A 13,064-nucleotide genomic window follows, 5' to 3' on the forward strand; every position below is an offset into this window, starting at 1 on the left:
TTTGAAATAAATATCTATGAAGAAACTACTTACTAAAGACTACAACAACTGCTTTCTAGATACTATAGGTATGCCTGAAAGCGATTGGGAGAATCACTATCATAATTTCATACAAGATAATTACACAAACAACCCTCTGATTATTGAGGGGCTTGTAAATGCCGTAAATTGGGGTAAAGGTATACTTATATCAGAACTAAATAGGGCAGGCCATGTCAGTTGGGATGAAGACGAACAAGGCAATAAATCATATCATAATCATTTAGATACTCAGTACCCTACTTTAAACTATGTAAGGCTATCAGGTTTTAGTGGTAGGTCATATTATACCCACATAGGAGTATGGTTCTTTTCTCAACAAATAGCTTTATTAGGAACATTAAATCTTGTATTGCAAGCATGGGTAAAAGTTGAAGAATATGAAGAGCTACTTTATAAAAGTGGTTTACTCAATACTGAAACACTTGATAGAGTTAAACAGTTATCAAAACCCAATTTTCTAGATATCAAAGGAATTGAAAAGAAGCGTTTAGCTTTGGATAGTATCTATAAATCTGTGAATGATAAGCCAGAACCGCCAAAAACTAAAGAGAATATTAAAACTCAATCAACAACAATGGCGGAAGTACTTGAAATTAAAGAAGCTGCTATAGCTGAAACAATAGAATTGTTTAAAGATAAGTATCAATATGAGCCTGACTATCAAACATTACTTAGTGAGCTTAATAGTAATTATGATGATTACGGAATGAAGCATGAAATAGACCTAAATGTAAGCTACATCAAAACAGGTCGTGCAAAGGAGCGTGAAAAACAAATTCATGAATATTTAGAAACATGCCAAAGAGAGAAAGGCAAGATTATTATTAATGAGGGTAATGTAGTTTCAAATTGTAAGCCACCCCGTATGGCTTTAGATTATTATATCTATTCTTTTTGGGAGTTGTTCCACACTGCACAGCTTCAGAGCTTTAAACAGCCCAATACCCAGTCAGAGAAAATGGATAAGTCGGAAGAAGTACATGCAGTTAAACTGTTTGCAGATTTAGAATATCAGGACTGGAGGACGTTCGAAGAACAAGAAAGCGAGATAGCGAAAATAAAAGATTACACTACTAATAAGAAGGCAAGAGTTACAGAAAGAGATTTAACCCTGCAAGAACTCGAATATGAAGAAGCAGCAATAAATAGCTATACCTCACAAGTTATTGAGGCTTATCCATATCAAGGAATGGTATTTAAGCATGTTCCGAGCCTAAACGAGAAACATAAGCGGTTATTAGCGGAAAGCATTGCGGGTTTAGAATCACTAAAGAAGATTACTAAAGCAAGATTAGAGGCTAAGCGAAAACAAATCAATCTTGAGCAAGTTCAGCAACATCACTATAAAACAAGTACTACTAGTAAAACAGAAAATGAACCAGTAGAAGGAATACCTTATTTTACTCCAAGTGTAGCTAATGCTATTTGTGAAGCTTTAAAACCTCATTTTAAAGTAGAACATCATGAGGATCTGAAAACTCTATTAAAAACTGGAAAAACAGCCAATAACAAACCGCTGTTATTTATTAATAATGGGAATCTACTTGCAGATGCATTCAATGTTCTTTTTGAAAATAGCTTTATTACTAAATGTATAAAGAAACAGTTAAAAGAGTGGATCATTCAAAATTTCGAATATCAAGCAGATGGAAAAGATGTAAAGCATTTTACAGTTCCTTACCTAGATAAGGTAATGGTAAAAAATAAGAAGAATGGTTTTAATATGCACTCACCTAAATATCCTTTACCAATATTAGATTCTATCTGTAATTAAAAAAAATCTACTGTAGTTTTAGTGTAGTAGCAATTTAGCGCATTGAAGCTGCACTAAAACCACCTATACTATTGCGGTATTGTTTCACTAAATGATACTGTAATGATAATTGTTCAATTAACAGGGGAGCAGCTAAGCACTCTTATTCAAAGTGCAGTAAATAAAGCATTATCCCCACAAACAACCCCGCCCACCAAGCCTGACCGCTGCACATTCGCAGAAGCGTTGGAAATCACAGGGCTTAGTAAATCTAAACTCTATAAGCTTTCAGCCCAACATGCCATCCCTTGTAAAAGGTATGCTGGTAAGCTTATCTTCAGCCGTAAAGAACTCAATTCTTGGGTAGAAGAACAGACAGTAGAGAAGAGCAGCGATGATGCTACGGCTTTATTAGCCGCTTCAGCAAGACGTAAAATGAAAGGGGGTAACCGTGCATAAGCTCAGCAACCCCCTTTGTAATCGACAAGCCAAAGGTAATACCCACCGAACCCAGCTGCAAACCATATTTAGATATTTACAGAAGCACGTAGCTACGGCTTCAATGGTTTCGGCTGAAACAGGCATTCCACAGAAATGCATAACACGGTATAAACGTGATCTGGAAAGGGCAGGCCGCCTTTGGGAGGTAGTGCGTTCTACCTGCAAGTATACCGGATTTAAAGCATATTATCTTACCACAGATCCGGCCAAAGCACCTAAATCGTCTTCTCAACTTAGCCTGTTTTAGCGATGGATAGAAATGATCTTACATGCAGCACCGGAAATAGTTTTCCGGTGCATGCTTTTCCGCAGGATATACAAGACATCATCTATTTGCTTAACGAGCGATTACAATTCCCTATTGACTTTATAGGAGCGGGTATGTTATACGCAGCATCAGTAGCTATAGGCAATACGCACAAAGTACAGGTGAAAACAGATTGGCAGGAAAGCGCAGCAATTTACATTACGCTTGTAGGTAGGCCAGGTACGAATAAAAGCCACCCGTTAAGCTGGGCACTTACACCTGTATTTGAACGTGATAGCAAAGCGTACCAACAGTACCAACAGGAGTATGAGAAGTTCAGGCAGGCAGCTAGTTTATCTAGTAAGCAGCGCAAAGAGCAGGGCATATTTGAAGAACCCGCCAAACCTGCTCTGTTTAAACACATTGTACAGGACTTTACCCCAGAGGCACTAATAAAAGTACATTCTCAGAACTTGCGTGGCTTAGGTGTATTTGCAGATGAATTAGCCAGTTGGTTTAAGAATTTCGACAGGTACAACAAAGGCAGCGAGGAACAATTCTGGCTTAGTAACTGGAGCGGTAAAACTATCATCATTGATAGGAAAGGAGATAATCCGATTAGAATTGATACGCCTTATGTTTCAGTTTGCGGCACGATACAAAACGGCATACTAAGCGATTTAGCCAAAGACAGCCGCAGCCAGAACGGTTTTATAGACAGAATACTTTTCGCAATGCCGCAAGACCTGAAAAAGCCCTATCCAAACGATTTGGAGTTACCGCAGGAGGTTACACAGCGTTGGTATACTTACTTATCTAATTTGCTTGATCTGCCATTGATGACAGATGATGAAGGCAAGCCCCAGCCTCATGTATTGAAGTTCACAAAGCAGGCTAAAGCAGTCTTAAATAAGTGGATGAGGGTTAATACAGATTTGATAAACGAGGCTGAAGCGGAAAGTATTGCAGGGTTTTATACCAAGTTAGAAGTATACCTGATACGTTTATCGCTAATACTCCAGATGTTGAGTTATACCACAGGCGACAGCGCAAGGGAACACATAGAGGCCGAAACAGTAGAACGTGCTATACTTCTTATGGAGTACTTCAGGCAAACAGGTCTAAATGTACATGGCATACTAACCAGTACTCCTTATGATAGGCTAACTGCTAAACAGAGTAGAATATACGACCTATTGCCAGACACTTTCCACACGAAAGAGGGGGTAACCATTGCTTTTAGTAAGGGCATGCCAGAAGTTACTTTTAAGCGATTCCTGCAACGGTCTGACTTATTCACTAAAGAGAAGCACGGGCAATACTCAAAGAAATTCTAAAAGTGCAGGGTATGATATTATCGATACTTCTGACACTTTCAGCACATGATAATATCAATTATATCAATAGTATCATACCTGCAAAATCTGTAAAAAATCGACTGATAAGTATTATGGAAAGTGTTTTAAATGTACAGGTATCTTGTTTTAAAAGATGTTTCACACCAAGCGGTATGGTAACAGTAAATTTGCTAACGTGGCTAACATCTGATAAGTACGCCAAAGAAGTGCAGGCCATCAGAGCTGAAGAGTGTGCTATGGAGCGCAGCATCTTAAAAAAGCGGTTATTGCCGGTAATTACCCCATCAGGTATATTTCCTTACCGCAATGAAGCGAGTTATAAAAGCCACAGCGGATTAATACAGTTTGATATTGATGAAAATGATAACCCACACCTAACAGATCTTGACGCAGCAAAGGAAATGTTATCAATGCTGCCATACGTGGCGTATTGCGGGCTTAGCGTTAGCGGGCGGGGTTTATGGGGTTTAGTAAGTATTTATGAATCAACTCATCACAGCGAGCATTTTGAGTACCTAAATAGAGAAGTTGCCGCAATGGGTTTGAAGCTTGACACAGCCCCCCGTAACATAGCCAGCGCACGGTTTTACAGTCACGACCCTAACCCATACTTTAACCATTGGGCTAAGCCATTACGAGGCAGGTATAAAGCTCCCAAACAGGAGTACAAGGCCACAGCAACAGCCAACCCGACAGATGACCAGGCGAAGGTTGAAGCCTGCATTAGTGAGATCATAAGGCAGGCTATAGATCTTACCACATCTTACCATCAGGACTGGTTACCCATAGGCAGCAACTTTGCCAGTACGTTTGGCGAAAGCGGGCGGGGTTATTTCCATCAGGTAAGCCAGTACCACCCAAAGTACAGCCACAGCGAAACCGACAGGCAATATGATAGATGCTTGCAAAGATGTAACGGTATGGCTTCAATAGCTACTTTTTTAAGCCGTTGTGCTGCACATGGTATTAACTATAAGGAATTACTTACAGAGTCCAACAACTAAGTTTAAACGGTATGAAATCGACTAAGAATAGTTTACAGAAGTTTACAGATACACAAGCCAAAATAGATAAGTTATTGGCTTTAGATTCCATCACTTACGATGATTTGGAGATTCTTACAAAAGATGAGCGAAGCGCATTTGAGGAACGGGTTACTGAAGAATTTAACAGCCTGACAGATAGAAACCGTGATAAGTTCTTTAAGAAGATTGAGCCTATTATGTCTAAGGACTCTAAAAGCCATAATTGGGAGAGTAATCATAATCAGATAACATACGCCATATCTACACTAATGCAGGATTACGGGCGTATGCCATCAAAAACAGAAATAGCAACGAAAACAGGGTTAAGCCGCCAAACGGTACACAAGCACCTAAAGGAATACGCCACCCATCCAATCTATTTGGAACAGTTAGAGCAATTTAGGTTTATGACTGATAAGGTACTCGCAAGAGTTTTTAAGTATGCTGTTAATGGAGATGTTTCAGCGGCTAAGCTTTTCCTGACTATGATGACACCTGCAACACCAAAACAGAACGGCAACACGCTAATACAGACCCAAAACAACTACATACAAATTAACGGTACTGTATTAAGTCAGGAGGCATTGCAGCAACTTAGCCCTGAACAGCTAAATGATTTAGAGGAGATACTTAAAACTGCTTTACCACAAGCGGCACATAAACTTACCTGATACTGAGTTTGCGGACATCATACGCGCGCGTGTGATAGGTTGAAAGACAGTAACACATAAAAAAAGCCACTCCATACGGGGCGGCTTTTTTTGTTCCCTTCAATAAGGTTATATTACGTATAGGTTAAAGTTTTAATCAATTAAATTGGTTGAATGGATAAGTTAAAACTAAGGGAATACCTGCAAAGCAATACCTCCAGACTATTTATGATTGGAGGTATTGCATCAGATGATTTATACCCAAAGAAGAAGATTATAAGGCAGGTAATGCAGGGCAAGCCTATTGAGTTTGTGTATGAAGGCCCAACAAGAAGAGTTAAACCCTACCAGGCTAAACTTTGGGTTAGTGCAGCCCCTACCGTAGGCAGCTACGTTGGTTTCGGTTATACGAATTATCTTGACCCAGAAAGCCGTAATGGATTGGAAGCTATGGATTCCTTAGAGTCAGCTTGTAAGGCTTATGAAAATGAATTTGGTTACTATCTTGATAATATTCTTTTGGTGAGAGTTTAACAGCTGGTACTAGTCAACTTTTTTAAATTAGCTAAGTCTATTCATAAATAAATATCATTTCCAGGTTTCGTAACAAATATGTTTATTTTTTTTGCATTTCTTCTAAACGAATCATAGAAAGAACTAAATATACTTTTGAATCTAATTTTTGCGTACAGAGCTACATAAAATTGAATTTTTGATTCCAAAATATCACTTGTTATGGCTTCAATATTAATCTCATTAATATTTTGCTTGCTTAGCCCTTGACTGGCAATGTCATCGGTCTCTTCTAATTTCCTCAACAATTCGTTCTCAAGTTCAGGATCTTGTGCCCTGATTAAATAAATGAAATCATGCCTGAATTTTGAGAATAGCTCTCTTATTTCTTTGCTAGCTATTTGAACTACTTTGATTGCTTCAGTTCGTTGATTCTCATTTAACTTATCTAATTCATTTTTGGTATTGATCACCTTTTCAATAATTGAATTGAAAAGAGTATCTATTTTAGATATGTTCGGCTTGATAATAACATCCATGTACCAAGTTCTCCTCCCAGCATGTTTACCAACAAAATAGGCAATTGTTCTGTCAAAAAAGAAGATAATTATAACTAGAAAGGAGGCTAAAGGTACTATGTCAAAAAAGCCTTTTTCAACTTTTGATAATTCCTTAGGGGCTTCTTTATGAATAAAAAAGACAGCCTCTCTTTCATAAAGGCTGTCTTTAAGAAATTCTTTTAGTAATAAAGTATCTTTCAAGTTCCGTTAGATGAATGAACTAATTCCTGACTTTTTGTTAGCAAAATTGCTAGCGTATTGTATAGCTTCAGCAATATTCCCCATCAAGATCGTTTTCATTTCTTTATCATCAGTATCAACTGAGAATTCATACTTCTTTTTAAATCTATCTAACTCTAATTTTTTAATGCTTTCATAGAATAGCCCTAAAAAGAATGAAGGGTTAATAGAAGTAGTGTCACCAGGAATTCTAACAATAACATGATTAGGATTGATGTCTAATTTATCTAATCCTATCTTTTTTCGCGTATGTTCCCCTTCAGAGCGACCAGTAAAGCTGTAGCTGTCATGGCCTCTATAATTTACTAGGTTAATTTCCACGGCTTTCATTTTCTTTTAAAATTTGCTCAAAATGCTTTGAGCTTAAGTATATTCTTACTGATAACAATGTACCTGGGAAAGAGGTTCGTAGCTTTTTTAAATGCCTATCTGATGGTAATACTCTTAAATCTTGTTCTTTGTTTAGAGTAAGTACAGTAGCACCTTCACGCTCAAATGGTTTAAACTCGTTATCACATTTAATCATTGTATCTCCAGATACAATGATTAAACTTGGATCATGATTATTCTTAACGTCTACATAGCTCCCAAGATACATAAACGCATTTATAAAGTTCACAGTACCAGTACCTCTGCTCTCACTTAAATACTTTAGCCTGCTAACTCCTTCTTGAAGCGCAAATAAAGTAAATAAATTCGATTTATTGAATCTTTCTCTTTTCTCCTTGGGGTTGATTTTTAATATGGTAGAGTAAAGTGATTCTAATTGTGCGACTTGTGCTGAGTTAGAATCACTAGTTTTTTCTATGCCTTTAGAAATTGAATCACCATAATTAAGAATAGCAAAATCAAATACACCTATATCATCTGTTCCTCCATGCCCATCTTCATGAAGAGTACCCATCACATACCAGTCCTTTCCTATACTATGATCCTCAGCATTAGTCAATATTTCACCTATCATTCTACTGAGCTTATTCGAACTGGTATAAGTAAGTCCGACACCCTTTCTCCCCAACGACTCTGCTAAAAACCTTAACATTTCATCACTGATCTTGCTTTTAGTGTTTTCAGTATACGATATACGGTTAGCCGCTCCATGGCGAAAAGGGAAACGCAACTTAGGCTTCATTAATGGGTCAGTCTCACTTATCCCCATCTTATGAAAATCAGCAGCATTTAACAGTTGATTGACATAACGGCTTTTAGATGGTTCAAATTTAATAGTAGGTTGCACAATTAACCCGCCATATTTGCCACTGTACAACCTCCTAAACTCGGTTCTGAATCCTTCAATTAATGACTTAAGAATCAGTACTGATGGTAAGGAAATGTTATCACAATATTTGAATGAAATTATTATCTCATTCAAATCAGATCTTAATGAAGAATAAATTATTTTAAGGAATTTATTTACAATGCTATAGTTCTCAATGAATCTAAAGTCTTCAGGAATTATTATTTCCGGCTCAATCAGCAGTTCATCGTAGAAGCCAAAATCATAAAGATATGTATCCCTTGTTCCTTTGCTGATAGCCCTGCATAACTTCGTTCTCTCCTTATTTGCTTGTTCAGACTCCTGAGATATTTTGTCATAGTTATAAGTTCTATGTTTTCTCTTTAGATGTAAAGCATGCCTTTTAATGCCATTACAATGCATAATTTTGTTATGCCTTTTCTTCATATTAGAGTGTATCCTAGTGCCTGGGTATTTCAGTTATCTAATTTTACCCATTAAAATTTAACCATCCTTAAATAAGGGTCATAATAGAACTAGAATTATGAAAAGCAAATATCAAATGAGTCTATAATAGAACTTATACTATTTAGTTTTTCTAATAGAATTTCAAAAGAATAGGGGTAGTTGTGTGTACTTTTGTGTGACCCCCTAATAAAAAAGCCCTTACGTTTATAGCGTAAGGGCTTGATTATCAGTGTGGAGAATATCGGAGTCGAACCGATGACCTCTTGCATGCCATGCAAGCGCTCTAGCCAGCTGAGCTAATCCCCCGAATTGTGGATGCAAAAATAGCAGAAATTTTTTAGATGCAAAATATCAAGTATAAAAATATAAGAAATAATAGCTCTTGTAACTTATTATCAATGACAGAAGGCTCCATACTGCCTCAGTAGAAAATGATAGGCACTTACGGCAGACTGAACCTTTAAAAAAAACGTTGGAATGGGATAAAATAGGAGGGATGAGAAACAGAATTTGTAAATAATCAGAAATCTGCTAAATGCAAAGTTGTTCTGATATTTCAATGTTATGCTTATGTAAATTTAATAACTTACCTTTTACATTTTTTTAATCTTTTTAGTTGAAAATTACCGGATTACGGTTGTAATTTCGCACCCGAATTAATCAACCAACCAATTTTATAACAACTAAAAGATGAAGTACAATTTACTAAGTCTTGTTTTACTGGTTTTACTAACCGGTTTAACGTCTACAGACTTGTTTGCTCAAGGTACCGTTACAGGTAAGGTTGTGGATGCCACAACTAAAGAGCCTTTGCCAGGAGCAACAGTCATTGTTAAAGGTACGGAGAAAGCAGCACCAACCTCTTTGGACGGTTCTTTCTCTATACAGGTAACTGACCCTAATGCTACTGCTTTACTGGTAAACTACGTAGGTTACCTGCAGAAAGAAGTATCTATTGCCGGACTGAATGGCTCTAAAAACTTGGGCGCTATCCTAATGGAGTCTAACGTAACTTCTATCAATGAGGTTTTAATTACTGCTAACAGCTACGCTATCGACAGAGAGACTCCAGTTGCGATGTCTACTATCACAAGCGAAATTATCACAGAGAAGGCTTCTAACCAGGAATTTCCGGAACTGCTGAAATCTACGCCAGGTGTATATGCTACAAAGCAGGGTGGTGGTTTCGGTGACTCCAGAATTAACCTTCGTGGATTTAGCTCTGTAAACGTTGCCGTAATGATTAACGGTGTGCCGGTAAACGACATGGAAAATGGTAACGTGTACTGGTCTAACTGGGCTGGTTTAACAGATGTTACCAAGTCTATGCAGGTACAAAGAGGCCTTGGCGCTTCTAAAGTTGCCGTACCTTCTATTGGTGGTACAATCAACATCATCACAAAAACAACAGACGCTACTAAAGGCGGAAGCATTTTCCAGGGCTTTGGTAACAACGGTTATCTGAAGACTGGTATCTCTTACTCTACTGGCCTTGATGAGAATGGCTGGGCTTTCTCGGTAGCTGCCTCTAAAACAGAAGGTAATGGCTGGGCTGAAGGTCTTGAGTTTGAAGCTTACAACTACTTCTTCAATGCTTCTAAGCTGATCAACGATAAACACACAATCTCTTTAACTGGTTTTGGTGCTCCACAGTGGCACGGCCAGCGTCAGAACCGCGCTTCTATCGAGGATTTCAGAAATGCTCCGCAAGGCAGAAGATGGAACTCTGACTGGGGTGTGAAAGACGGTGAAGTAGTTAACGTAGAAGATAACTTCTACCACAAACCACAGTTCTCCCTGAACCACTACTGGACAATTGATGAGACTTCATTCCTGTCAACTGCAGTTTACGCTTCTATCGGTACAGGTGGCGGTGGTGCTTACACAGGCACATTCACAAGAACCGGCGACAAATACTCTCCTTACGACCTTGATGCAGCCGTTGACGCTAACGTAAACTCTACTGATGGCCGTGCGCTGTCTTTCCTGAGAGCTTCAAGAAACGACCATACTTGGGTAGGTATGCTATCTACTTACCAGAAGAGCCTGAACGATAAAATTAACCTGTTAGGTGGTATTGACCTGCGTCACTACGAAGGCAGACACTTTACAGAAGTAACTGACCTGCTTGGCGCTCAGTATGTGCTGGACAATACAGACGTGAATAACCCGAATAACAAAGCTCAGGTAGGGGACAAGATCAGCTACAACAACGATGGCATTGTACTTTGGGAAGGTGGTTTCCTTCAGGGTGAGTACTCAGATGGCCCACTGTCTGCGTTTATTTCCCTGGCGGCTTCTAACACTTCTTACAAGCGTATTGATTACTTCCAGTATGAGGAAGGAAACCAGGAAACTGATTTCCAGAACTTCTTCGGTTACCAGGCTAAAGGCGGTGCCAACTATAACCTGAACGAGAACCACAACGTGTTCGCTAACATCGGTTACTTTGAGAAAGCACCTTTCTTCAACGCTGTGTTCCTGAACAACCAGAACATTGTAAACGATGACGCTGAGAACGAGAAAATCCTGAGCTACGAGTTAGGCTACGGTTACAGAAGCTCTATGTTCTCTGCAAACGTTAACCTGTACAGAACATCTTGGAACGACAGATCTTTTACAAGAGGTTACAGCGTACCAGCAACCGGCGAAGTATACTTTGCTAACCTGCTCGGTGTAGACGCCCTGCACCAAGGTGTAGAATTTGATTTTACTTACCGCCCAACTAACAAGCTGAACCTGACTGGTATGCTATCTGTTGGCGACTGGACGTGGCAGAGCAACCTGGATGCTATCACAGTATTCAGCGAAGACCGTACTGCTTCTCGTACTATCGGACCAATCTACATGAAAGATGTGAAAGTTGGTGACGCTGCCCAGACTACGGCTGCTTTTGGCCTTAGCTACAACCTGACAGAAGAGCTGAAGATCGGAGCTGATTACAACTACTACACTGACCTGTACGCTTACTTCGACCCAACTACACTGACTGCACCAGACAGAGAAGTATGGGAAGTACCTAGCTACTCACTGCTTGACCTCAACGCATCGTTTAAGTTCAAGATCGCAGGCATCAACACGTCACTGTTTGCCAATGTAAACAACGTATTCGACACTGAGTATGTATCTGATGCCTCAGCTACATTTGACCGTGAGTCTGGCCTAAGCACTGCCGCTAACTCTTACGTGTTCTATGGTGTTGGCAGAACTTGGACAACAGGTTTAAAAATTAACTTCTAAGAATTAACTTATCAAGATAGATGAAAAAGTTTTTATATCTAATCTGCTCATTGGCTCTAACGGCTACTGCCTGTGATCCAATGGACGATGTTTACGATGAGCTGGATGCAGTAAATACAGGGTCTGACCTTAAAATGACCCTTACACTGAATGCGGATCAGTATAAAGTAGTAACTAATAAATCTTACTTCTTGTCTGAGGAGGATGCGGCTGCTAAAATTCCAGCAATCCTGGATAACAAGTTCCCACACCTGGATAATGGTACCTTAGCTACTATTACGTATAACTCTGTTACTACACCTTTCTCTAACACGTTTGTTTCTAATGAAGTAACGTATACAGTAACGGAAGAGGATTACAATGCATTAATCGCTCAGGGAGCTATCAAATACAAAAACTTCGATAGCCCGGACGACATTGTTGCACTCCTTAACTACAAGTATCCAAATGCAGCAGATAAGCAACTGGTTAAGCTTACTTTTAACTGGTATAGCGGATCAGCAAGCCCGTCTACACAGGAAGTAACTGACCATTTCTTCTTTGTAAATGGAGAGTGGGTTGATACATATGTAGTGACAAATGCCAACTACGAAGCTGTAGACCACACTAAATACTCTTTCTCTTCATCTGACGGAGCCAACCTTGATCTTTACCTGGATAAGTTTCTGAGAGAGAGTGTGCTTGGTGCTAAGCCTGGAGATGTGCAGTATGTGAGCTATGCCTATTACAGCAGCACTAGCAGAACTACTACTCAGCGTGTTACAGCTATGGCTTTTGACGGTACAAGCTGGACAGCTCTTAAGGACAGTGTTACTGAAGAAGCTACCTTGAATTTCTCGAAGCAAAAAGGTATTTGGGTGCCAGATCTGTCTATCAGATATACTTTAGTAACTGATGACTATAATTGGATCGCTCAGCAGGAAGGTGTTGCCGATGCAGCAGCAACTGCGAGCTTAGCCAGATACCGCAACTTTGATGTTGCTCTTTGGAGCACTGAGAATATTGTGAAAGCGATGGGTGCTTTAATGAAGAAGTACTACCCTAACGCTAAAGTAGACCAGAAGTTCAGCATCACTTATGTAATCTACGCAGGTGGAACTAGCTCTACAAGCATCAAGATTAAGTTGAACTCAGCTGGCAAGTACGAACTGGCTGACTAGTACAATTAATCATACTTATAAAACGCCTCCCGGTACAAACCGGGAGGCGTTTTGCTTTTAAACCTATTTT

At 39.2% G+C, this 13,064-nt stretch carries 11 protein-coding genes and 1 tRNA gene; 8 read left to right on the forward strand and 4 right to left on the reverse strand.

Annotation, left to right across the window (positions count from 1 at the left end; all coding sequences use genetic code 11):
* Nucleotides 1–16: 16 nt before the first annotated feature.
* From Q1B04_RS05845 to Q1B04_RS05870, 6 genes are all read left to right on the forward strand, one after another.
* Nucleotides 17–1,816: a hypothetical protein gene (locus tag Q1B04_RS05845; protein ID WP_299756727.1), complete on the forward strand. Its 1,800-nt coding sequence runs from the start codon at nt 17–19 to the stop codon at nt 1,814–1,816.
* Between the two features lie 102 nt (nt 1,817–1,918).
* Complete coding sequence (locus tag Q1B04_RS05850) at nt 1,919–2,254, forward strand: helix-turn-helix domain-containing protein (protein ID WP_299756729.1); 336 nt, start codon at nt 1,919–1,921, stop codon at nt 2,252–2,254.
* Between the two features lie 291 nt (nt 2,255–2,545).
* Nucleotides 2,546–3,880, forward strand: a complete 1,335-nt coding sequence (locus Q1B04_RS05855; protein WP_299756732.1) for a YfjI family protein — start codon at nt 2,546–2,548, stop codon at nt 3,878–3,880.
* Between the two features lie 11 nt (nt 3,881–3,891).
* Nucleotides 3,892–4,905, forward strand: a complete 1,014-nt coding sequence (locus Q1B04_RS05860; protein WP_299756734.1) for a BT4734/BF3469 family protein — start codon at nt 3,892–3,894, stop codon at nt 4,903–4,905.
* Nucleotides 4,906–4,916: 11 nt separating this feature from the next.
* Complete coding sequence (locus Q1B04_RS05865) at nt 4,917–5,597, forward strand: winged helix-turn-helix domain-containing protein (protein WP_299756736.1); 681 nt, start codon at nt 4,917–4,919, stop codon at nt 5,595–5,597.
* A gap of 153 nt (nt 5,598–5,750) precedes the next feature.
* Complete coding sequence (locus Q1B04_RS05870; RefSeq protein WP_299756738.1) at nt 5,751–6,110, forward strand: hypothetical protein; 360 nt, start codon at nt 5,751–5,753, stop codon at nt 6,108–6,110.
* Between the two features lie 41 nt (nt 6,111–6,151).
* Here Q1B04_RS05870 and Q1B04_RS05875 read toward each other — a convergent pair whose 3' ends face one another.
* From Q1B04_RS05875 to Q1B04_RS05890, 4 genes are all read right to left on the reverse strand, one after another.
* The gene (locus Q1B04_RS05875) at nt 6,152–6,850 is read right to left on the reverse strand and encodes a hypothetical protein (RefSeq protein ID WP_299756741.1); all 699 of its coding nucleotides are present in this window, start codon (nt 6,848–6,850) and stop codon (nt 6,152–6,154) included.
* Between the two features lie 6 nt (nt 6,851–6,856).
* Nucleotides 6,857–7,210, reverse strand: a complete 354-nt coding sequence (locus Q1B04_RS05880; protein ID WP_299756744.1) for a hypothetical protein — start codon at nt 7,208–7,210, stop codon at nt 6,857–6,859.
* The gene (locus tag Q1B04_RS05885) at nt 7,200–8,573 is read right to left on the reverse strand and encodes a hypothetical protein (protein ID WP_299756747.1); all 1,374 of its coding nucleotides are present in this window, start codon (nt 8,571–8,573) and stop codon (nt 7,200–7,202) included. Before Q1B04_RS05885 ends, Q1B04_RS05880 begins: the two co-directional genes overlap by 11 nt.
* A 253-nt stretch (nt 8,574–8,826) precedes the next feature.
* Nucleotides 8,827–8,900, reverse strand: a tRNA-Ala gene (locus tag Q1B04_RS05890).
* A 384-nt stretch (nt 8,901–9,284) separates the two neighbouring features.
* Here Q1B04_RS05890 and Q1B04_RS05895 point away from each other — a divergent pair.
* On the forward strand, nt 9,285–11,834 hold the full coding sequence (locus Q1B04_RS05895; RefSeq protein WP_299756749.1) for a carboxypeptidase-like regulatory domain-containing protein: 2,550 nt from the start codon (nt 9,285–9,287) through the stop codon (nt 11,832–11,834).
* Nucleotides 11,835–11,854: 20 nt separating this feature from the next.
* Nucleotides 11,855–12,994 (forward strand): hypothetical protein, encoded by a 1,140-nt coding sequence (locus Q1B04_RS05900; protein WP_299756751.1) that lies wholly within the window; start codon nt 11,855–11,857, stop codon nt 12,992–12,994.
* Nucleotides 12,995–13,064: the final 70 nt, after the last annotated feature.

Origin of the sequence: uncultured Pontibacter sp. (assembly GCF_947495565.1) — a bacterium.
Lineage (GTDB): Bacteria > Bacteroidota > Bacteroidia > Cytophagales > Hymenobacteraceae > Pontibacter.